Here is a 21,904-nt window from a genome sequence, read left to right as displayed (position 1 = left end):
TTGCCGACGCCAGTCGGACCGCTGAGTATTGTTACGGTTCCCTGATCTAAGCCACCGTGGAGCAGATCGTCAAGTTCCGCCACGCCCGAAGAGAGTGTGCCTGATTCGACCTCTCGCTCCTGTTCGCCGGGAACGAGTGTCGGCCAGACCGTCAGTCCCTCGTCAGTAATATCGTAGGAGTGATTTCCACGTCGGAACGACGACCCTCGGAACTTGGAGACGTTGACTGCCCTGCTTTCGGGAGTCACATCAAGTGTGACGACAGCGTCGACGAGGAACTGAATATCGTCGTCCGTGATTGAATCGCCAGCCTGCGAAGTGAGCATCACCGTCGCGCCAACCTCTTTGAGATAGTCGAGGAGGCCAAGAACACCGGAGCGGAATTGCCGTTCGTCGCTGGTAAGATATCGAAACTCTGTGATGGGGTCAAGTAACACACGATCTGGTTTGATTTTGTCGACTTTGTCGCGTAGATCTTCAATAAACCCCGGCTGTTCGACTTCGGCTGATTCGAAGACGCTGTAGGAGTTACGCTCTGAGAACTGCTCTTGGGTCGGCGAGAGGTTATGAAACTGTATCTGCTCAGTATTGAGGCCGAACGCGTCGGCTGTTTCTTCGACGTACGCCTGCGGCTCACCCATATTAATGTACAGAGCCGTCTCTTCGGCATCTATCCCAGCCGAGAGGAAGTGTAATCCGAAGATTGTCTTGCCTGAACCCGGCGAGCCACGCACGAGAACATTTCGACCCTGAATGAGACCACCGTCCAGAACCTCATCAAAACCACTGACGCCCGTTGACATCCGTTCAACTGACATAATCTGATTTTGTTCTTAGTCTACAAGTATCTTCTTTGTGGAGAACTTTGTTCTAGCGCGAGTACCCGTTCACAATCACTGAGTGTCGATGTGCGATACGCGCTCTACATTCAGCATGATTCGGCGGTACTCCCAATCTGCCAGCATGAGAACAGCTAGGCGTGTCTCATCACAAGCAACCCGGAACCGAATGGGCTGACCGGCATCGACAAGCACTGACGACCCGTCACACTCACGAAGATGTCCTCACCGACCGCCAATTCGAACTCCTACTGGAAGCATGCTCAGCCCTTCCAGCACCACTCGATTTTGAAGCGCGATTCATTTGTCTCATCGCAGGCCGACTCGGGCTTCGCGCTGGGGAAATCGCACATTTTCAGACCGCGTGGGTGAACTGGAACCGTCGCACGATTCGTATCCCACAACACGAACCGTGCCAGTGCGGGTACTGCCGACGTCAGGCCAAACAGGAAACTACCCACAACGACGATCTATCTACTACGGAAGCACTTACATCTCGGTGGCATCCGAAGACTGTCGCTTCGGCGCGGCTCATTCCATTTGATCTCTCACTTCGACTTGAGCTGTGTGTTGAACGTTTCGCTAACCGGTACGATGCGTTTCCGCGCTCGCGGTCAACAATCAACAGGCGAGTACAGGCTGCGGCTGACGAAGCCAATCTTTCGGGACGTGTCTATCCACACTGTCTACGAGCGACCGCAGCCAGCTACCACGCCTACAAAGGCGTCGCCCCTGTACCGCTCCAAGCCCTAATGGGATGGAGCGATCTGGCGACTGCTTAAAAGTACATCCGAATCTCGGGAACAGCAACAGCTGATGCACTACGTCGTGTCCATCACGGGTAGCAACTTCCCAAACGTCGTTCAGTAGCGACGTGACCGATATAGAGGATCTAGTCAGCACGAGAACCGCTTTATTTTCCTCAAATGAATCCTGAACCAGCCGATAGAATGTGCCTGCGTATTGGCCGTGGATATTTTTACCAATTTAAAGATGTGTTCTGATAGCTGTGCAAGATGTAGGGCACGAATGTGGTCCGAACGAGACCGATCTACGGGAGAGAGTGATCGGTTAATACAAAGTGGTTATGTAGAAACGAACTCAACGCCAGTAATCTCCAACCGTGTACTGCTCTCAGTGCTCTGGGTTATGCAAATTTCCCAGCCGTGTGCCTCGGTAATTTGTTTCACAATAGACAATCCGAAGCCCGTCCCATCTTCACTGGTCGAATAACCTGCAGTAAACACGCGATCTCGTCTGTCTTCGGGAATACCGGGACCATCATCTTCGACGTAAAAACCATCGTCCATTACTCCAACGGTAACGGTCACCTCCTCACCACCGTGTTCAATTGCGTTTCGGAATAGATTTTCCAAGAGTTGGCTAAGCTGATCATCGTCCGCTTCAATTTTGGCCGCCGAGAGACCGTCATCTGCGTAATGTAACTCAGTATCTGCAGCGCAATCAGCGACGAGGTTCCACGCGGCATCTATCGTCTCGTGAAGCACAACCGCATCCAGCGATCCGATTTCCCGACCTTCACGGGCCAGCCAAAGGACATCCTCAGCGATACGCTCGATTCGGTCTAATGCTCTCTCGATAGCGGAAAAGTGAGTACTGTCATGCTCTTGTTGGGCGAGTTCTAATCGCCCTTTAGCGACGTTCAGTGGATTTCGGAGGTCGTGACTGACCACCTCTGCAAACTCGTCGAGTTGGTCTCGTTCTCGCTGAATAGCCTGTTCGTGCTCTTTCCGTTCGGTGATGTCATGCCCCTCTGGGACGAGAAATATAACATTCCCGTCCTCGTCGGTCACGGGACGCACCGAGAAATCGATAATCGCCTCTCGGTCAGCCCCTTGGAGACGTAGCTCGTGATGGACGAAGTCTCCATCAGCTGCCCGTTCAACGGCGGACTGTGCCCGCTTTCTGGTTTCTTGAGAGTATTGGAACAACTGTATCTCCCACATTTTTTGCCCGATGACCTCGTCGCGGTCAAGGCCGCCGAACTCCAGTACAGTGTCATTCGCTTCAAGCACTGTTCCGTCAAGCTCCAGCAAGCCAGAGAATTGATAGGTCTGATTGAACACAGCCTCGTATCGTCTTCGCTGTGCTTCCTGCTCACTAATATCAGTATAAACCCACAGGTGACCATCCTCATCCGAATGTTTGATTGGGCGATAATCGCGCTCAAAGATTCGACCATCATGGAGCACTAATTGGTCGTTATCTGTTGGTTCACGGGCGGCTACAAGATTGTTAATCCCGTTAATGAATCGGTTAGATTCGACGAACATATCGCTGACCTGCTCAGTCAACTGTACACAGTCGATACCGTGGATATCTTCTGGCACTTCGGCAACTCCGAAGAGTTCAAGCAGGTGATCGTTCACCGCGATTACGTTTCGGTTGGAATCTTCTGTGAGGACACCGACGGGGAGTGTCTCGAATAGTGTCGAGAGCACCGCGTTCGCTTGTTCTAGTTCGTGCTGACGCTCGCGTTGTTTGGTGACTTCGACGAAGTAGAACTCGATTCCCCCTTCGTTTTTCGGGTAGACTTCGATATCGAACCAACCGTCAAGCTGGGAGAAGTATTCGACGAACGAGGTGGGTTCTCGTGTTTCCATCACTTGCCGATACTCCGCTTCGAATCGAGTGTCGAGCGCCTCGCTGAAGACCTCCCAGAAATCACGCCCGAGGAGAGACTCCTCATCCATCTTGTAGAGTTCCTCAGCCTGCTGATTAATGAGGGTAAATCGCCAATTAGAATCTACCTCAACGATGGCATCTGTTACGCAATCGAGGATAGTTTGGAGCTGTTGCTCACGCTGTCGAACCATCTGTGTAGACTGGTAAGACTCGACAGCGTTCGCAACAGTATTGCCCAGCACAGTATATTGATCCGTCCCTCTTTGTTTCTGTAGATAATCGGTGACTCCTGCCGAAATCGCATCACTCGCAATTTCCTCGGTGCCTTTCCCGGTGAATAGTATGAATGGGAGCTCGGGAAATTCTTCTCGAACCTTCTGAAGGAACTCAATACCATTACAGCCGGGCATATCGTAATCGGAGATGACGCAGTCGAACGGTTGTTCGGACAGTTGATCTAACCCCATGCTGGCGCTGGTCGCCTGCACGATCTCAAATCGTTCGTCTGCACGCCCGAGGAAAATGCCGACCATCTCTGAGAGATCAGGCTCATCATCAACATGAAGAATACGGAACGTTCCTTCGTTGGTTTGTTGGGATGGTGAGGTTGCCATCATAGTTCTCTCTTGAGGCTCGAAATCCAGTCACGGATGCTACGTGCTAAGATCTCGCCATATTTGACAGGCTCATCGCTCGGAATCTCCTCCGGTTCGTTCTCCTGAACAGGAAATTGTACGACCAAAATTACAGAGTCACTCATCCTGCTACTACCTCAACAATGCCATCAGTTCCGATTGTGATTTCGCACTCGTTATACTGGAAAGTCACTTGAGTAACTGAATAACAATCAGCAGTACACAGCGCATCTAATGCATCACCATCAATGCTGTCATATAATTGATCGAGATCCAGCGGGTCAATCCCGGTGACTTTCGAGACGATGGTGATAATTACGAAGCTCGGCGTAGCTTGACCCGAGTCGTACTTCACACGATAGAAGCCCTCCTGTTCTTCGAGCTCGTCAATAAATGGGGTGTCCGTCAGATCCCAACCTGACGCCGTTTCCAATGGTTCTGTCCTTTCGGTCTGGGGTTCATCATCATCGGTAGGTGCGTGTTCCATACGCCTGAGTACGATTGCCGGAAGGATGTCAGTGGCCTTTTCGTAAGAAATATGTATTTATACTACTGGTCAAGTTGCATGAGCGTGCTTGCGATCAATCGTCGAGTTCCTCTCTGTAGCCGAGACCCAACGGCCTGCGGTGAAATCCCAAGTTCGTTCGCTATGTCTTGACGAGTCGCCTCCCGCGGAGAATCATAATATCCCAGCGTGAACGCGACTGTTATCGCTTCGCGCTGTGCGTCGGTCAGGTCGTACTCTTGCCCCGATTCAAACGGCGAGAGTGCGTGAAGCTTCGTAAGCTCAAGGGGAATTTTGCGGTCTCGACAGTACGATTGGAAGTCAGCGAGAGACTCTCGTGATTCAGCTCGAAATTCGAACGACCATTGGTTTTCACTCCCGTGCGCGGAGATGAGATTCACGTCGTTTTCGATAATTGCGGTCAAGACGCTCTCGTACGCTAAATCCCAGTCGATGCGAATGAACGCTGCCTCATCAACGTCATCAATCACCCGAATGTCGTGGATGCCCGGGTGCGTGACGTTCTCCATTGAGATGTTCTCGATCTCGACATCTCGAACCCAGAAATATGGGATAATAAATTCGTTTGTCGGAACGACGCGGTCTAACTCGATTTCGGCGGCGGGAAATTCAGCGAAGACGGCAGCCAGTGGAAACTCACCGCCAGTCGCAGTGAACGTCGCTTCAATTGCCATGGATAATATATGGGCGACCGTCGAAAAGGTGTACTGGCTGATTGGCTCTGTTGAAACCCTCTTCTTCAGACAGGTTCTTGTCTGAAACAGCCGGTCGATGAGAGCTGCGTACTTACCGATGAGATTTAATTTTTATAATCGGGTTTCCATCGCTGTCAGCAATGATTGTCGCCGTCGTCGAGTCCGCCTCAAATTGGAGAGTCATCTTGAGATTTTGTTCCTGAAAGAGTCCGTCAAGCGCGTCTGCGTTTATGTCTTCACTGATGAGCCAGCGTTGTTGGATTATATCCTCGTCGTGAGCTTCGGCAACCGCCTCAACAACTGCTACGCTTAATTCCTCACCCTCTTCCGGCTCATAATAGAACTCCTTCGTGTCTCCCATCCGAACAGGTTAGTCTTAAACAAAATAACTGTGGTGACTACTTTCTATCCTAATAGTTGGGTGTACTACTGACCGGAGCCCGGGTAGAACTTCTTACCTCCTGAGAATTTCAACAGAGCCGAATTGTTGTGTATGAGCGACCTAACTAGAGATGCCTAAGAATACTACACAAGTGTGGTAAATTAGCTTTTATCTGTTGGTATGGTATTTGATGGCATGAAACGGCAAGAGTTGGTCCACATTCACGCATTGTTGTTCGAGGTGGGTGACTATCTCAAAGGAGATGAGTCGATAGGTGGTGATGTCTTTGTCCACTATAAAACACAGCCGACCCGCCCGCACGACATCCACCGTGGGAAGGACGCACACACGACCGCAGTCAAACACTTGTCAAGTCACTGTAGCCAGTTGATTGACGAATCTCATCATCAGATACAAACCAGTTCTACGGGGAAGCCCCTCTTGTAAGATGGTGTCTATGCATGACCGTAGTGACGAGGGAAGCGAATTGGATGTGGTACAATTTGGGAGATACGACGAGGACACGATCTACGTGTTCTATCCCAAAGATGCGACAGACAAGGATACCGAAACGATGTGGATTCGGTCTTCGAAGAATGGGATCACTTGGTTAACCGATCAGCGATAATTGGGAAATCATCTCCTATGCGCGATACGCGCTGTGTATCTCGCACGTCTCTCAGAACATCTCTCTGAGCTGGCAGAATTCTCGGCGGTCAATTCGCAGCTCTCATCGACCGGCTGTTTCAGGTGAGAATATATCTGAAGAATAGGATTTCAACAGATCTGGTACCGTTGAATCGCCACACAGCACCATGAAAAACTGTATCACACCTGATCAACCCCGCACCGTTCACAGTGTGGAAAATCACCTCCACAGGCCCCGCGTCCGTCACTCCCCGTCCGAGTCTCTCAGTTGCCTCCCGTGCCCGACTGGGCCGAGCCGCGTGACGTGCCCGTCCTCAACTAATCGTTCTAACCCGTCCCGCGTCGGGAACCCCCATGGCGCGTCCTCAAGTGACTGTCCCGGTGTCACAGAGCGGAAATACGCACCTTTCGGATCCACCGCGATGAGACGCCGTTGACTCCCGGCAAACTCGAACTGCCCGAGATCGAATCCGCCACACCGCCGGCGAATCCCTGCCGCACCGCTCCGATACCCCAGGATCGATTCCGGTTCGAACTCACCCATCCCCTCAACAGGGAACGCGTAGCTCTTGTACGTCACCGGGTCTCCCAACTCCAGCGTCCCGTCTCGCGGGTCGAACACGCCGAACCGGAACGGCTCTTTCAACTCCGGTGTCAACTCCCGTTCCGCCTCACGCATCGCCTCATCACACTCCGCAAGGAACACCCAGTGTATCACAAACCCTAACCGGAGTGCCTCCCGCGTCTTCTGACGGTACTCCTGCTCGGACCCGACCACGAACTCGATCCACCGATTCACCGACTCACCAAGCACCACGCAATCCGGCACCCGATCCGCAACCTTCCGCTCAAACCGGTACTCCCCCGGAAACCACGGATCCTCCTCTCTCCGCCGCCGCCGTTCTAACTCTAGCTTCGCCCACAAGTGCTCACGTGACTCCGTCCCAGCGGTCTCAAACGACTCACTGGCACCCCACACGTCAAACTCACTCATGACTGTACACCTCCCAGTAGCGTCCCGTATCTCTCGTGTCTCGAATCATTGATCGTACCCCGTCGGCGTTAACGACTTCACTGTAAACTCTGATTTCGCACAGTACGCCTCCGCCTCCCCGTTGAACGCCACCACCAACACGTCCGTCTCACCGTCCGTCTCAGCGTCTCCCCGCACGAACACACGACACCCAAGCGGCACCGCGAACCCGACCACAGTCACTTCGGCCGTCACGTCAAACCCAGTCGTCTCGATATCAAACGCCACCACCTCCAGCACCGTCACAACTCCTCACCCCGCCCCGGCACACGATCCGCATCAGCCGGCCTGACACGCAACTCACCAAACCCGAACCGAGAGTGCGTCCCAACACGCATGATCCCGTTCCGAGCTGTCCCAACCGGGTCGGTTCCGGTGTACGGCACCACGTGCCCGTGATCAACCGTCGCCAACTCGAACACGCCGTCACTCGTCACCAGCCGTTCACCGCGTCGCCGCAACCCATCACCATCGACAACCTCGCCTGCCCGCGACGCACCCCACCACGACGGGACCGACTGCCGATCTGCACCTGAAACTCCGCTTTGCAGCACGAACGGCGACAGCAATTCAATACTGAACTCGTCATGCCCGCGTAACCCGTCAAACGACACCTCATCGAGATCCACGAGTTGCGTGTCCGCCACCGACAACTCACCAAACCCGTAGTTCCGCTGGCCCCCGACTTGGATGCCGTCCAGCGCGTCCGTCGACACGGGCAGCACCGAGTCGTTACCCGGAGCGTGCACGTAACAGTGCAGGAACCACGGGACCCGCCGCTTCGAATTCCGATGATGCTCCGGCACCCCGAAAAACGACTCCGGCGCAAACGCCCACCGCCCACCATGCGTCTGCACATCCAACGTATTCTGCGCATCCCGCGGGCGTGAGTCCAACAACCACCGATGCGCCGCATCCCGATACAAAAACAAATCCGCGTACGCCTCAACCTCGGGTAGTGACCCGCCGAGTTTCCCCGCATACCCAGGCGACGAATGCGCCGCCGGGAACTCCCCGTACTCCGACGGAACAAACACCCCGTGACTCACATGCACCGCACCCCGCGCCGCACCACTCACCTGGTCCGCGAACGCATTAAACAACGCATTCCCCGACACGTGATACGGCCGCCCCGCATACGGCGACTCCACCTCAAACAACACTTGTTGAATCTGCGTCACGCCACCACCCCACCACTTCCACTGCAAATCGACCCACGATCACACACCACACGACCCACGGAACATCCCACACACCCCGTTTCCAGTGCTCCCAAGCCCCCGTCAGACAACGCCTGCACACACCCCGTTTCCAGTGGCCCACCACGACCACTGACCATCACGGAACGCACGGGCCGGCACGCCACCACGCACCCCAACCCGCACCCACCGATCCCGGGGACCGCGTCAGTCACGGACCGTCCCACCACGAACGCCCCGGTGACCAACTTCCCCTCACCACGCACCGACTGTGACTGCGAGCCCACCACGACCCGCAGCCCTGGACCCACCCAACGATCGCGTCGCCCCACCACGAGCGACACGACCCAACCCCCCACCACGAACACCACGCCCCTCGCGCAGCGACCCACCACGGACGCCACGCGCCCACGCCGCGCCCACCCACCCACCCGGATCACCTCCCCACCCCACCACGCAACTCAACCGCGTCACCGCCCTCCACCACATCCTCCACGTACTGCAGCGCCGTCGAAAACGACCGGATGCGACGCACCTGCGCATCCACCACGCGCAGCCACTCCCGGTCCAAATCCAGCGGTTGGGCTGTCAACCGCGACCACGTGTCCGCAAACGACCGGACCGGCCCCGCACCCAACGACGCCACCGCCCCGTTACATGGGGGGTCACCCGTCACCCTGACCGCCACCTCCGACGTCCACAACACCGTCCGGCACGACACCACCACATCCGCAGCTAGCGCCGCCGCCGCTCCATCATCCTCGCCCGTCGGCGGGCCACGCGCCGGGCGCTCCGCCACCATGAACAGGTCATCGAACGCGTACCCCGCCCGATAATTATCGAGCAACGCCGCCACCAGCAACGTGTGGTACTTCAACGACGTGTACGGAACGTACACCGACTCGTTGAACCGCGCCGCCACGCCACTCGTCAACCACGCCGCGTGCAACTCCGCCGAGTCCGAACACCCCGGCACCACCAACCCACGTACCTCCTCTAACGACGCCGGCACCTCCCCGCGATCCGCGACCGTCGCCCCCGTCACGAGCGAGAGACGCACCGGCGACACATGACGCTCCACCGTCACCTCCGGATCCCCGTCCGGGCGACTCAACACCGCCGCATCCCCATCCGCCCCGCACGCCACCGACTCGTTCACCCGCACCCCACACACCTCCCGCTCCGCATCCGCATGCGACCGCCCACGCAACTTATGCACATCATGCCTGAACGCCGCCACCAACGCACCCACACCCCCCACCGCCCCCACCTCATCACTCACCATCACCGTCACCATCAGTTGGCTCCTCAACAACCCGCTGCACCGACCTCCCCGCATCAGTCACCGACGCAACCTCATTCAACTCACCCTCCAACTCCGACTCCTCCTGCGCATCACTCACAACCTCCTGCACCGACCCCGGCGACCCCGTCGGCTCCACCACCTCATCCTTCCGCGAATCATACGACTCACCAGGCCACACACCATCACCATCATCTTCACCACGACCGTCATCACGATCATCGCTCACACCGCACCACCCCCGGACGACACGTCAGGCACCGGCACATCACCATCACGCGACGCCACACGCCCCTGCAACGCCCTCACGAACTCCTGCCGGCACTCCGAAGCCCACACCTCATCCTTCTCCTCCATCCCCGACGTCGCGTCCTGCGCCCGATTAAACACCCGCCTGATCTCCGCATCCGAGTACAAGGGATTGATCACACGCGCATCAACCATCCCCGCCCCGAAATTCCGCGCCCCACCGAGCTGCAACTCAAACTCATCGCTATGCGCATCCAAGTAATCGACCGCCTCAACGAGCAACCCAACGTACTCCGGCTTCAACTCCCGAAAAGAGAGTTTCCACGTCCCCACCAGATTCCCGACAACATCCCGAGACGCCATCCGCAGCGGTTGCCCGTCATCCTCGCTATTGCGTGAACGCACCTGCGTGTTCAACTGCCGGTAATGCGCCTCCGCTTCACCCTGGAGGACGTCGACTTGTCGACGAATCGGCGAGAATCGGAGTGGCCGGCGGATCAGCCGCCCCGCCCGATCGTTGAACCCACCGAACAGGTCGTAGATTACGCAGCCGGCGTCGCCATCGACGCACGAGCCTTTCTCGTGGTACCCGGCGTCGAGATCGCGCTCGTACACGTCTTCGAGCATGTAGTCCGCGTTCGCTTCGCCCGGATGACACGCCGTGCCGCCGGCGACCTGTATCACGCGTTCACAGCCGTGGCGGAGCCACCCCGAGAGTGGGAACGGCGACACCATCCCGCCAATTTGGTTCTGCGGGTCGTCCGCCTCGTACCGGTCCGCCGAGGCATGGTGGCGGTCCGTCACGATCCCATCGCCCGGCGCGAGGAGTGGGATTTCGAGCCCCACGTACAGGTCCGGGAGTGTGAGGTTCTCGATGTCGTCTGGGAGCGACATCTCGTGATCGAGGTGTTCGGTGTCGAATGCCGGGGGCATTACTCGTCACCCCCCTGGTTGGTCGCGTGTTGGTGGACCTGCTCGTTGTGTTCGGCCTGGTGTGTCCCGTCTATCTGGGAGTAATCAGCTGTGTGTTCAGTGGCCCCTTCGAGTTGCGTGGACCCGCGCTCGTGGATACCTCCGAACGGTGATGTCGGGTCCGCCTCGGTGGCCTGGTGTGTGTGGAGCGGGTCAGTCTCTCGTGTCGTGTTCTCGCCGATCGTGTAGGCGTCGCTTGACCTAGGTCGGCTCTCCACAATCGGTTCTGGCGCGATGAGTACCAGCCACGATGATTGAGTCGCCACATCGGTACACAGGCCAATTCGGCCTGTCACGACGAGTTCGTGGACGCCCCTCATGAACTCTGTCGGGTGCGCGTGCTCGTCCGCCCCGCACATCACGTATCCGATTTCAAAAATGGGGTTGCCAGCCGCCCGGAAGGCATACGCGGTCAGCTCGTCGCCTTCCCGGAGTTTTCGGTCGCAGATTTGACATGCTGCCGGCCCTTCCCCGAGCGCAACTTGTTTTAATTTTGATATTTCTTCAATTCGTTCCTCACCGATACTCTCATGACAATCTGTGATTTCCTTATTCATGGGTATCTCTCAGCCAGTGAGAAGCCCGGTCCGAGTGTTCTAGCACTCGGGCATTTCCGGATCGATCATGCCTACGACCTGACTCTCTACCATCTGCTATGTAGCATATGGTTAAATATCTTTGGTATCTGAATCTGAGCCAGAACGCTGAAGGTTGATAGCCATGATTTGACGATAATGAATGGCGATAGAGAAAGGGATGAGAGTGGTCAATTTGAGGCGGAGCATACGGATGATGAGATCATCCAAGCTGTCCGATTGAACGAACCTGCCGGCACCCAAGAAGTAGCAGATGAGCTAGAAATTGCCCGCCAGAGTGCCGACTACCGTCTCAGGAGATTACTAGATCAAGGTCGTGTAGAAAAAAAGATGATTGGAAATTCACTCGCATGGGAAGTTACTGAATAGTATGAAAATTATTGGCTAGATTTCACGGGCGCTGAGAAATTGTCTAGCAGTATCATTGGCTAAACAACTGAGCTACTTCCACGTCTAAGCGGTCTAATATACTGATACTACTATCGGACAGGGTAATAGAGGATCAGTACTTCACAAAGCCGCTTAGTTAGAACGTCTGCTTGCTGAGGATGTGCACTCCAACAAGCAAGCAGACAGTGAGATTCACGAGGACCAGCTTCTTAACTTTCTCGTCAACAGTCTCGACCAGGAAGTTCCGCTATCCTTAGCCAATAACGCTGAAATCACTGCTGAGGACATCTATGAGGTCGTCGTCGGCGCTTGCGCCGACGGGACCTCTGTCTCTACGCTCTGTGCGTCGAGTCAGAACGGCCCCGCTGCCAACACGATCCTCTACCATCTCCGGACGAAGTTCGAGCCGGAACGGCTCGAACGAGTCGCTAACACGCTCCTTCGACAAGATATCGTCGAACTGCTTCCTGAGCAGGTGGAGGTCTGCGCAGACCTCCACCTGCGGCCCTACTACGGCGATGAAGACGACACGGAGAACCTCTATCACTCAGAAGCCAAGCGTGGAACCACTGCGTTCCACGCCTACGCGACGCTCTACGCGCGTGTGAAGAACAAACGCTACACGCTGGCGGTGCGCCGTCTCGAAGACGGCGACACCGCCAGCAGCGTCCTCGCTGAGTTCTTCGGTGTCCTCGACGGCCTTGACACCGAGGTCAAGGCCGTCTATCTTGATCGCGGATTCTACGACAGCAAGTGCCTCACACTGCTTCAAGCGCACAACTACGCGTACGTGATCCCGATCATCCGGTGGGGTAAGACGATTCAACAAGAGCTCTCGGAAGGGTGGAGTCGTGTCATTCAGCATGATCTGACAGGGAATCTCGACGGTCACAGCTGGACCGTCGAGTTCCCCGTCTACATCGATTGTACGTACCTGAACGGGAAGTATGACGAACACGGTGTGGCGCGTCACGGCTACGCCGCTGACGCGCCGTTCATCAAGACACCACGCGACGCTCGATACCACTACGCGAAACGCTTCGGTATCGAGTCGAGCTATCGCTTGTCCGAGCAAGCGATAGCGACGACAACGACACGAGATGCGACGGTGAGACTGCTGTACGTCGTGGTGAGTCTGTTGTTACAGAACGCTTGGCGGTATCTCCACTACGAATATGTGGCGACGCCCCGCCGAGGCGGGCGTCGTCTCTGGTGGTGGCCGTACAAGGAGTTCATCAATATGGTCCGCCGGGCTGCGTGGACGGCCCTCGCGGTGCGTCGGGCCGTCCCCGCGAATCGACCACCAGACGACCGGTTCCACCGGTAGTCACCGACCGAGTACACTGTCTCGTGAGTGGCAACGCTGTCGCGTCGGCGGCTGATCGCCGCCGACAGCGACAGCTCCGGCTTCGAGCAGCGTTGATCAACCGCTACCGACGACTCATTGTAACAGGATAGGCGGCTCAGGTCAGGTTAGCTGACGATGCTTTGTGAGGTACTGAGGATCTCCCCTCATCTTACCGATGCTCAAGAAGAACTGCTCCGAGTTCACGATTTAATAAGTCATTTTCCAGCAAGAATGTCGGCGTTCGCGGCAGGAGTAGACAGTTTTCACAGTAGTCGGGGCAAGTACAAGATTGCAATTGTAAGGCAGTTTCATCCATAACTTCCTCTATGTCTTGGAAGATTGGATACGAGAGCCCAGCGCCACCTGATTCGTTATCATAAATCAACAAACGAATCTGCTCCGGGAAAAGGTGCGGTTCACATTGAATTTCTATTGGGTTGACTCCAAGCCGTCGCGCCATGACACTTCGAAGGCCGTAGCCGAGGGAGTACAGGGCGGTAAGCAGATCTTCCGGGGAAGTGGTCCCACCGTGATTTCGAAGCGTAGACTTCGACAGTTGAAGTTCAAAACCGTCAGTCAGATATTCGTAACCTGCAATCGCCTGCTCACTTTTTAATTCACCATCTTCGATAGCAAGTATTTCACCATAGGCCTCTTTGATTTTTGATGTAGATTTATAAGTAATTTCGACATGGGGGACTGCACGTTGTATCTGTAGATTCTTTACGAAACGGGATTCGATTCGTCCGATCTTCCGTTCTTCGATAGTCTTGACATCCTGTTCCAGCAACTCCATCTCGAAGCTCTCGTTGTCGATTAGTCGTGCGAACTCGTCGAGTCTGTCAGTCATCACTCACACCTCTGAGTGTAAGCGGTCGAGTTCGTTTTGAACCCCTTGCTGGTTTGAGAATTGCCCCCAGGTATTCGTGTATGGGCATCGATTCGAGTGGCTCCCCACAGAGCGGACAGTCAGTGAGCACCGACGGCTGTTGTTGGAACGAAAGCGGACAGCTATTGTTCAAACAAATGTTTGCTGTGTACAATGGGTCCTCGCTAACTTGCGTGTTCACGACTTCGTACCTGCTACCAGAATACGTATCAACAGCTTCAGGATACGCCTCCCGGAGTGCCTGATCGAGACTCTTCGATTCATACTGGTAATGATTCGTATCCGATTCGGAACCTTCCTCCCTAAGAAGAACTGCTTCATCATCAGAGGAGCGGAACCGAGCTATGAGTCCGGCTTGTGATAGTATCATCGGTAGATATCCGAGTTCCTGACTGAGTTCCGAAAGGATCTCCTCCTGGATCACCCGTCTTCGTTTTAAACCAGATACACTCGAATCGGATGCTGTGAGTCGAGAAAAAATGCTATAGAATTTGAAGAGCCTCCTCGTGGTCCGTCGGCGGATCATCCCATCTTCCCCGACGAGAGTTTCCATTCTTTGCTGGATTTCGGGGCGAGACTTGGAGTTGAACATGCTTGTCAAGTGCTCCAGTAACTGTTCCTCACTCGTCTCGATATCCTTGAGGAACAGCCCAACACTGGTGTAGACGTTATTGAGGACTGTCTCGATGTCATCGTCTGTATCAATTCTCTCGTACGACTCGTAGTGTCCCCCGTTCTGGTTTAAGAATGTGAGTACTTCCGACAGCAGTTGAGTAGTGAATGGAGTCTCTCCAAGACTGTTAATATGAGTCGGCTTCGGATCTGCATTCAGGAATCGGGATTCGATCTCCTCAAAATAGTAGTTATCTACGGCACTGTGAGGATTTGCAACCGTGTAGACGACAGACGATTCCGAAAGATCTCGTCCCGCCCGGCCCGCCCGCTGTGTATAGCTTGCCTTCGTTGGAGGAATACCAAGGTTGATGACGCAATCCAAACTCCCAATATCGATTCCGAGCTCGAGCGTGGTTGTGGCAGAAACAATATTTATGCGTGGAGGCTCGGCCGAGAACGCTTCTTCGATGGTGTTTCTCGTATCAGGGTCAATGCCGGCTTTGTGAACCGCCGAGACTACTGGGTCAGGATCTGCTTGATAGATAACCTTCCCCCAGTGGTCAAGCGAATACGGAGTAGTATACTGTCCATTTGAGGGCGGGACATTCATTTCGCCATCTCGGTTAACCTCTGTCAATTCCTCTCCACAATCCGGACAGAAACTTCGATCCCAGAACGGCCAACCTGCGTGACAGAAACTGCAAATCTTGGACGTTTTATTCGCTTTCAGATGAAGGAATCTTGGACGAAGTGTCAAAATGGTCGAGATTCCCTCTCCATCCGAAACTCTATCGACTTTGATAGCCCCGCGGTTTTCGAGCTTCTCGATTGCGGTCTTCAGTTTGTCGCTCACGTCGGGGGATGCATCCGTGTACTGTGATACTGAATTCCCGAGTTTACCCTTAAGTCCATCACGCCGGACGCTCATCTTCCGATCTAAGTCCTGATGGGGCTTAAAAGCGAGAACTTTCACTACCTCGTTCATCAGGAAATCCACTTCTGAATCCCCTTCCGGGACTATACTAATAAGTCCACTATCGAACAATCGGCGGTGGCTATCACCATTCAACGGGTCAGAGTATCGATAAAGATCTCGAGACAGCCCTTTGTAGAGAATTTCGTCCTCTAGATACTCATATGGAGTGTCGATGTATATCTCCTTCAGTTCATCATAGAGTGTCTCTTGGATAGCTTCTACAGTATAGAACTGCTCGCTATCATCATTTGGACCCCGTTCAAGTTTGGCGATCAAAAGTCGCTGTGTTTCGAGTGAATAATCCAGACTCCGGAGTAGTGAACCGATACCTTCTGCATCACTACGCCGATTGGAGAAGCATAATGCCTTCCCTTGGCCAAACTGCTTCAGGTCGCGGCCTAACTGTGTCAGAAGATATGAGAGGAACGTGGTTGAATTGATTCGCTGCTCCGATAATTGATATATCCCAGAACACGAACATTCTTGATCGATGGGCCAACGGGATTCACCATCGGTATAATAGAGGGTATCACAGTTGGAGCAGGATTCGACTTGGTAGAACTTATGCCCTCGTGACACACAATTGTCGGACCGGCTGATGTGCAACGTTCGGCATTCGGGACAGAAGTAGAACGTTCTGAAGGGCTTGATAAAGTAATGATACCGATCATACAGTATCCCGGCGATTTTACACCATGTCAGGATCTTGTCTAGATTCTCGGTTGCTTCGGTCGTTGAGAGTTCCGGGTAGGTTGCAGCAGTTACCTTATCGAGTGCTACAAACTTATTATCGCCAAATTCTCGACGGATTGTAGCAACCTGTGGTACGTTCTGCAGCAGCTCTGTCTCTAAAGTTTCACGAAGATCGTGTCGTTGTTGAAAGAGCGATAGAAGTGGTTCATCGTCCCACTCAGCTGGGTCGTCGAGTGCTGAAATCACACTCCGCCCGAACGCAGTCACTGATTTCTCATCGAGAAGTCCGACGGCAGTTCCAATAGCGGCCACTTCCCCGGAGAGGGTCGATATGGTACCTTCATCCCACCGGATTACCTCTTCGATTACGTCGTGCGGGTCTACTATCGACGTTGATTCATCCAGGGTTACGGGCGTGTTTGATTCAGAAAGAGCAGGCCTAAAATCTATGTGATCGATGTGTGCTTCATCACGCCGCAGCAGCTCATTAGCAAAGCCCTCTGGATTCTCGATAGTCGCACTTGCCAGCACCATCGTTGCATCATATCGTCCCCGCAAACGTTCGATGAAATGGGAGATGGCGGCACCACCGTTGCCATCCCAGACATGGGCTTCGTCAAAGACGACTAGATCGAGTTGGTCGGAGGAAACGAGGCTACGGGAGTCCGAGGAAAAGAATCGGAATTCGTAGGCTTCAGGATTTGTTATCAGTATATCAGCGCCTTCATTCCCGATTGCACCTCGTGTAAGTTTCAGGAAATCAATTTCCACGAACTGCTTCGAAGCATGAGCATCGGTATTGGCACATAGCAATGATTCGGTGTTCCCATCCCACTCGAGCTTCTGGTCGCACTCAGGACATTGGAGTCCGCGGATGTTCTGCCCATCATACAGTTCATAGGCTCCTTGCGGGGTATCCCCATCGAAGATTCCCACCGTAATCTGATTGAAAGTATCTCGTTCCTGATTTAGATAATACCCGTACTCTACCAGTCGATTGAGCTGGTCTGTCTCTAGTGCCTTCTGCGGGTATATAATCAGGTTCTTGATGTCATCTTGATTGCTAGTCTCCGTCTTCGCTTGGAGTGCCACCTGCAGGGCGGGGATTAGGAAACATTCCGTCTTCCCAGTAGCTGTCGGTACCGTGAGAACAGCGTCGTTACCCTCTATCTCTCCGACGGAGTCGAGAATACGGCGGATAGCTCTATCTTGGTGGTCGTACAATCGGCCATCTGAATCACCAAAAATAGCCGTTTGGATAGCTTGCTGAAGGTCGGTATGGATTTCAAGAGTAGAGCAGAAATCCTGCCAGGTTTGACTTGCCGACAATGGTGGCTGAACTTTCTCAAGAAAGGGGCCCTGCACTTGGACCAGATTTTCCATGAACTCATCGTAGTTCGCAACTGACTCAGGATTGAGCTTCGTGAGTCCTTTGTTCCACCAGATTGTTTCTGTAGAATGACCCACCGCACGTTCTGTAAGTTCGTGGACGTTCACTGTTGTTAGCCCTCCACGTAGGTCGTAGAGAGACGATCGAGGGTATCGGTATCTTGCCGCTCGTGGCGATCGATTTCGTCCTCAAGTCCTCGGATTTTGTTTTGTAGATCTTCAAGTTCATCTAGGCTCGAATCAACGGAGGTTTTCGTCTCCCGAGCGAAATTCTCATCGAATTTCCCACCATCTGGTTCAAACTCTTCCTCCAGTTCCTCTAGCTTCTGCTCAATCTCGCTTCGACGATTTTTACTTATATTTTCCCATTTCACACCACACCTACTACACTCACCATCCTTGAGTTGGAGGAAATGATGGGCGGTCTCGAGTTTCTCCTGCTGGTCTTTGTAAATACTGATTGCCTCATTGACGTCTGTTCCAGGGTGGTCCTCCAGCTCAGCTCTACACTCTTTCAGATCCTCCCGAGCTCTCTTTAATGCCGATTGGCGCTCATACTCGTCTTCCAACGCATCGAAATAATCCTCGATATCAGTAACGAGTTTCTCCGGCTCGTCACTAGTCTTGAATAGTACTTCTTCGTCGTCGACTTGTTCTATGAGGACTTCACCAATTTTGACATATCTCGACTCAACCGACTCGTCAAGTTCTTGTAACGAAGTGATACCACATTCTGATTTCAGGTCCTTGATAGCGCTCTGCACACGTTGAATATATGCAGTAGCATCAGAGAGGTTATCTAACTGGGAGTCAATATTACCGATATTCTGGATCGACTCTTGGTAATCGAGTTCGGTTAGCGTCTTCACAGGTGCATCTTCTAGATCGGTCTCTTGGAGCGATGGAGCCGTCTCAATATCTGTTCTATCAATCGAATCTTCTTCGCTCTCCGGTTGGTTACTCATCGGTATCACCCCCTTCGACAAATGTTCTTACTTTCCGACGTTTCTCAGTAAGTGATTCTGTCTGCTTTTCATAGCCGTTGACTTTTTCATCCTCCTTATTTTGGAGTTGTACCAGCATATCGCGGATTTGGTCTTCGGATTTGTACAACAAATAGGGGTAATACTCATCATCATCTAGATAGTCCTCCGCAGCATTCGGAGTTTTTTCAACTAGCCGAGCGTAGAATAGCGTCCGATGAATATCCGAGATATCTGCATCCTCTAACTCCTGAATCTCGTTCCAAATTTTTCGATCCGTTTCCAGCATTGGTGTTATTCGGGAGTAGGCGTCGTAATTGAAATTATCGACGACAGACTCCATATCGTCTCGAACAGAGGTGAGTGAACTAATATCGGTCATCTCTTCAGTTAGCTGTTCGAGTTTCTTGTCTTTGGTGACGAAATGATTAATTAGTGATTCAGCTTCTTCGAGTTCGGTGAGAGCGTCCTTGATGTCCTGATTCTGGTAGACGGATTGCAAATCCTCCTGCATCTTGGCAATCTCCTCCAGTTCTTCCAGAACAGGAACTGGAATCGGACGGAGGTTGCGAAGATCATTGACACTCCGCCCAGTCAGATGGGATATCCCTCCGTACTCATCTGCCAAGAACACGAATGTATCATTAGTACCGTCGATTTCCTTAAGACCACCTGATTCAATGAGTGCCTCTAGCTCGTGACGATAATCGCCACGGAGGCTGATGAGGTCATCTACGGTGATGAATCCGTGCTCCTCGACTAACTTTTTCACTTCTTTGAGCGCTTTGGCTTCGGAAAGCGTTGGACCATCGTACTTCAGGTATATATTATCCTGTAGGTTGATAGCACCTTCATGAAGTCGACTGGCTAGTCCCATAAAGTTCTCGTACAGATCGGGCGCTAGATGATCCTCAGAGAGTGCCTGGATTGCTGATATCCGATCTACGACGGTTTCGAAATTTCGGTTGTCACAGATCCGGCTGATTGTTCGCGGTTCTTGGAGGTTGGATACGTAGACGCGTTCGACAACATCCCCCCACGTGTAATCGGGAGTCCATTGACGGTGGGTAGATATCTGATCTGTGAGCCAGTCAGGGTTCTCCCAGCTCTCGGGGGGTTCGTCAGTGAAGACGAAAATTCCAGAATCTCGATAGTCTTTATTATATAAGTCTTGGATTTTGTTCTTTATTCCGCTATCGGCCAGTGATTCGTCTTTTAAGAGTGCGAATGTGAGGAATTCGCCTTCGTACTGCTCTAATCCCCCCGATCTCGGCTGAATTTTTTCGGCCTGTCCCCCAGTCTCCACCCGTGAGAAGGTTGTCTCTGCGAATGTAGGGCTGTCGAGACCAGGGACCGAGAGCGTGGATCGGTCTGTTATGTTCGCTCGTTGGGTTCCGAACCATTCGATAACGTCTATTAATGCATCCTCGATATCATGGCGGAGTTCATCTCGATCTGCATCCTCTAGTTCCGACTCAAATTCCTCAGCTTTCCGGAGATATTCATCGATGAGTCGCTCTCGAGAGTCGGATTCAATATTTGAATCTGAGGTGCCGAAATTGGGATCCAGTAATTTAGGGTGGATCTTGAGGTCACCATCGTCATCGTACAGTACTAGCGCGTCCTCAAGCGTTTCCTTCTGCTTATTAGAGAGGTCATCTACGCTCCTGGAGCCGACTATGAGCTCTTTTGCGATGGCCACATCCTCTGTACGGTCATCCGGATCGAGGCTGCTGACAGATCGGAATGCCGTTTTGAGTCGGGCACTCTTCATCGCGCGGTCGCATTCGTCATAGAGATACGCACCTATATCCCCATACTCGTTCGATTCATCGGCGTCTTTCGCGTACCGCTTCATTGCAGAGCCAACGCCATCAATAAGATTCCCAATTAGTCCATGAGCCCCGAGTAAAGAGTTCATCCATTCAAGATTCGCTTCAGTAAATGGCCCATACTTTTCTTCTGGCTCATCAAGGTAGACATCATCGAAATACTCGTTCAGAAGCTGCCGAAGGTCGATCAGCTCATCCTGCCGTCCGCGGATGTTTATGATGTGGTTCTCGTCTAGCCGGTGCTCTGTACCAGCAATATTAAGGGTGATATCACCATTCCGGCGTCGCATCTGATCGAACATATCATCACGAGTAATAGACGAGATGTCCGGGTGGCAGAACAGGACGAAGCCCACATGCGGATTGAGATGCTTCTCAAACCACTTTAGCACGTTTTGAGCCTCTTCCTTTGCATGAGAGGGGACCATTTCATCAAAGATAAACACGAACGTGTATCCCTTGGAAGTAAGTTCGGAGACTACATCCGACGGATTCATTTCCCCTTCAAAGAATCCAGCCCGCTCTGCTAGCTTCTGGAACTGGGTTCCCGAAATGTCCGTCCCATCTGTTAATGCGGACAGTTCTTCTTCTGAAAGTTGGGTACTTATTTGCTCTAGAAGCTGGAGCTTCTTATTTAAATCTGGGACGTTCTCAAGCTCCTTAAGATATTCTTCGCCCTCATCTTGGAGTTGTTGGAGGTATTTGTATGAACTTGGGTTGCTATCGGCCTTCTGCCAGATTGGGAGGACAATTGGTAGATTTTGACGAGACGTGTTTTCGAGGGGGTCCAGTTGATCTCGAATGTATCTCGTCATCGCCGTTTTCCCTGTTGCCTGTGCACCCTCGATTATCAGAAAGAGACCAGTGCTCTGGTCCTCACTCTGGGCTTCTTGATAAATTCGGTTACTCCATTCATCGACTGCATCTATCACCTCCCGTTCGACGATTGTTTCGACATGAACACGGTTCTCGCTGCTATCCTTGTCCTGCCAGTATTCGGCGAATGTTTGATTGAATCGCTTCGGATCGATACCAAAGACTGGTTGAAGACTTTCATTTACCATTA

The 21,904-nt window shown here is 53.1% G+C and carries 20 protein-coding genes; 4 read left to right on the top strand and 16 right to left on the bottom strand.

Features of this window, described 5'->3' with window-relative positions:
• Positions 1-818, bottom strand: an 818-nt coding sequence (locus J2751_RS11335) for a gas vesicle protein GvpD (RefSeq protein WP_280901152.1), incomplete at its 3' end; no start/stop codon positions are given.
• 161 nt (positions 819-979) lie between these two features.
• Between J2751_RS11335 and J2751_RS15815 the strand changes: the two genes are divergently transcribed.
• Entirely contained in the window at positions 980-1,621 is a 642-nt protein-coding gene (locus J2751_RS15815; protein WP_209486123.1) for a tyrosine-type recombinase/integrase, read from the top strand.
• A gap of 303 nt (positions 1,622-1,924) precedes the next feature.
• On the opposite strand, the gene J2751_RS11325 is transcribed toward J2751_RS15815, so the two are convergent.
• The 4 genes from J2751_RS11325 to J2751_RS11310 all read right to left on the bottom strand — a co-directional run bounded on the left by J2751_RS11325 (position 1,925) and on the right by J2751_RS11310 (position 5,702).
• Positions 1,925-4,099, bottom strand: coding sequence for a hybrid sensor histidine kinase/response regulator (locus J2751_RS11325; RefSeq protein ID WP_209486121.1), 2,175 nt, complete (start codon positions 4,097-4,099; stop codon positions 1,925-1,927).
• 142 nt (positions 4,100-4,241) lie between these two features.
• Positions 4,242-4,607, bottom strand: a complete 366-nt coding sequence (locus J2751_RS11320) for a HalOD1 output domain-containing protein (RefSeq protein WP_209486120.1) — start codon at positions 4,605-4,607, stop codon at positions 4,242-4,244.
• A gap of 62 nt (positions 4,608-4,669) precedes the next feature.
• Positions 4,670-5,320: a helix-turn-helix domain-containing protein gene (locus J2751_RS11315; protein ID WP_209486119.1), complete on the bottom strand. Its 651-nt coding sequence runs from the start codon at positions 5,318-5,320 to the stop codon at positions 4,670-4,672.
• A 112-nt stretch (positions 5,321-5,432) separates the two neighbouring features.
• Entirely contained in the window at positions 5,433-5,702 is a 270-nt protein-coding gene (locus J2751_RS11310) for a HalOD1 output domain-containing protein (protein WP_209486118.1), read from the bottom strand.
• Positions 5,703-5,903: 201 nt separating this feature from the next.
• Between J2751_RS11310 and J2751_RS15885 the strand changes: the two genes are divergently transcribed.
• Positions 5,904-6,170 (top strand): UPF0058 family protein, encoded by a 267-nt coding sequence (locus tag J2751_RS15885; RefSeq protein ID WP_394357387.1) that lies wholly within the window; start codon positions 5,904-5,906, stop codon positions 6,168-6,170.
• A 445-nt stretch (positions 6,171-6,615) separates the two neighbouring features.
• Here J2751_RS15885 and J2751_RS11300 read toward each other — a convergent pair whose 3' ends face one another.
• From J2751_RS11300 to J2751_RS11270, 7 genes are all read right to left on the bottom strand, one after another.
• Positions 6,616-7,365, bottom strand: coding sequence for a hypothetical protein (locus tag J2751_RS11300; RefSeq protein WP_209486116.1), 750 nt, complete (start codon positions 7,363-7,365; stop codon positions 6,616-6,618).
• Positions 7,366-7,410: 45 nt separating this feature from the next.
• The gene (locus J2751_RS11295) at positions 7,411-7,644 is read right to left on the bottom strand and encodes a hypothetical protein (protein WP_209486127.1); all 234 of its coding nucleotides are present in this window, start codon (positions 7,642-7,644) and stop codon (positions 7,411-7,413) included.
• Positions 7,645-7,646: 2 nt separating this feature from the next.
• Positions 7,647-8,585: a hypothetical protein gene (locus J2751_RS11290; RefSeq protein ID WP_209486115.1), complete on the bottom strand. Its 939-nt coding sequence runs from the start codon at positions 8,583-8,585 to the stop codon at positions 7,647-7,649.
• Positions 8,586-9,039: 454 nt separating this feature from the next.
• Positions 9,040-9,888, bottom strand: coding sequence for a hypothetical protein (locus tag J2751_RS11285; protein WP_209486113.1), 849 nt, complete (start codon positions 9,886-9,888; stop codon positions 9,040-9,042).
• Positions 9,878-10,135 (bottom strand): hypothetical protein, encoded by a 258-nt coding sequence (locus J2751_RS11280; RefSeq protein WP_209486111.1) that lies wholly within the window; start codon positions 10,133-10,135, stop codon positions 9,878-9,880. The genes J2751_RS11285 and J2751_RS11280 overlap by 11 nt, the downstream gene beginning before the upstream one ends.
• Positions 10,132-11,088 carry a hypothetical protein gene (locus J2751_RS11275; protein WP_209486109.1) on the bottom strand — a complete coding sequence of 319 codons (957 nt, stop codon included), beginning with the start codon at positions 11,086-11,088 and terminating at the stop codon, positions 10,132-10,134. The genes J2751_RS11280 and J2751_RS11275 overlap by 4 nt, the downstream gene beginning before the upstream one ends.
• Positions 11,088-11,684 (bottom strand): hypothetical protein, encoded by a 597-nt coding sequence (locus J2751_RS11270; RefSeq protein ID WP_209486107.1) that lies wholly within the window; start codon positions 11,682-11,684, stop codon positions 11,088-11,090. The genes J2751_RS11275 and J2751_RS11270 overlap by 1 nt, the downstream gene beginning before the upstream one ends.
• Before the next feature lie 177 nt (positions 11,685-11,861).
• Between J2751_RS11270 and J2751_RS11265 the strand changes: the two genes are divergently transcribed.
• Both J2751_RS11265 and J2751_RS11260 read left to right on the top strand, forming a co-directional pair.
• Entirely contained in the window at positions 11,862-12,092 is a 231-nt protein-coding gene (locus J2751_RS11265; RefSeq protein ID WP_209486105.1) for a helix-turn-helix transcriptional regulator, read from the top strand.
• 181 nt (positions 12,093-12,273) lie between these two features.
• Positions 12,274-13,440 carry an ISH3 family transposase gene (locus J2751_RS11260; protein WP_209486103.1) on the top strand — a complete coding sequence of 389 codons (1,167 nt, stop codon included), beginning with the start codon at positions 12,274-12,276 and terminating at the stop codon, positions 13,438-13,440.
• Between the two features lie 190 nt (positions 13,441-13,630).
• Here the strand turns inward: J2751_RS11260 and J2751_RS11255 are convergent, their stop codons facing one another.
• Genes J2751_RS11255 through J2751_RS11240 form a run of 4 tightly spaced genes read right to left on the bottom strand, consistent with a single transcriptional unit; the run spans position 13,631 to position 21,902 of the window.
• Entirely contained in the window at positions 13,631-14,311 is a 681-nt protein-coding gene (locus J2751_RS11255) for a DUF1998 domain-containing protein (RefSeq protein WP_209486101.1), read from the bottom strand.
• On the bottom strand, positions 14,304-18,131 hold the full coding sequence (locus J2751_RS11250) for a DEAD/DEAH box helicase (RefSeq protein WP_209486099.1): 3,828 nt from the start codon (positions 18,129-18,131) through the stop codon (positions 14,304-14,306). The genes J2751_RS11255 and J2751_RS11250 overlap by 8 nt, the downstream gene beginning before the upstream one ends.
• Positions 18,132-18,136: 5 nt before the next feature.
• The gene (locus J2751_RS11245; RefSeq protein ID WP_209486097.1) at positions 18,137-18,988 is read right to left on the bottom strand and encodes a hypothetical protein; all 852 of its coding nucleotides are present in this window, start codon (positions 18,986-18,988) and stop codon (positions 18,137-18,139) included.
• Positions 18,981-21,902: a hypothetical protein gene (locus tag J2751_RS11240; protein ID WP_209486095.1), complete on the bottom strand. Its 2,922-nt coding sequence runs from the start codon at positions 21,900-21,902 to the stop codon at positions 18,981-18,983. Before J2751_RS11240 ends, J2751_RS11245 begins: the two co-directional genes overlap by 8 nt.
• Positions 21,903-21,904: the final 2 nt, after the last annotated feature.

This window comes from Halorubrum alkaliphilum, from assembly GCF_017873815.1.
Lineage (GTDB): Archaea > Halobacteriota > Halobacteria > Halobacteriales > Haloferacaceae > Halorubrum > Halorubrum alkaliphilum.
The sequence above is the reverse complement of the archived record's forward strand: the minus strand, read 5'-3'. Positions and strand labels throughout refer to the sequence as shown.

Coding starts and splice junctions, on each gene's coding strand:
- J2751_RS11325 (WP_209486121.1), bottom strand. CDS start 4,099: ATGGCAACCTCACCATCCCAACAAACCAACGAAGGAACGTTCCGTATT.
- J2751_RS11320 (WP_209486120.1), bottom strand. CDS start 4,607: ATGGAACACGCACCTACCGATGATGATGAACCCCAGACCGAAAGGACA.
- J2751_RS11315 (WP_209486119.1), bottom strand. CDS start 5,320: ATGGCAATTGAAGCGACGTTCACTGCGACTGGCGGTGAGTTTCCACTG.
- J2751_RS11310 (WP_209486118.1), bottom strand. CDS start 5,702: ATGGGAGACACGAAGGAGTTCTATTATGAGCCGGAAGAGGGTGAGGAA.
- J2751_RS15885 (WP_394357387.1), top strand. CDS start 5,904: ATGGTATTTGATGGCATGAAACGGCAAGAGTTGGTCCACATTCACGCA.
- J2751_RS11300 (WP_209486116.1), bottom strand. CDS start 7,365: ATGAGTGAGTTTGACGTGTGGGGTGCCAGTGAGTCGTTTGAGACCGCT.
- J2751_RS11285 (WP_209486113.1), bottom strand. CDS start 9,888: ATGGTGAGTGATGAGGTGGGGGCGGTGGGGGGTGTGGGTGCGTTGGTG.
- J2751_RS11275 (WP_209486109.1), bottom strand. CDS start 11,088: ATGCCCCCGGCATTCGACACCGAACACCTCGATCACGAGATGTCGCTC.
- J2751_RS11270 (WP_209486107.1), bottom strand. CDS start 11,684: ATGAATAAGGAAATCACAGATTGTCATGAGAGTATCGGTGAGGAACGA.
- J2751_RS11265 (WP_209486105.1), top strand. CDS start 11,862: ATGAATGGCGATAGAGAAAGGGATGAGAGTGGTCAATTTGAGGCGGAG.
- J2751_RS11255 (WP_209486101.1), bottom strand. CDS start 14,311: ATGACTGACAGACTCGACGAGTTCGCACGACTAATCGACAACGAGAGC.
- J2751_RS11245 (WP_209486097.1), bottom strand. CDS start 18,988: ATGAGTAACCAACCGGAGAGCGAAGAAGATTCGATTGATAGAACAGAT.
- J2751_RS11240 (WP_209486095.1), bottom strand. CDS start 21,902: ATGGTAAATGAAAGTCTTCAACCAGTCTTTGGTATCGATCCGAAGCGA.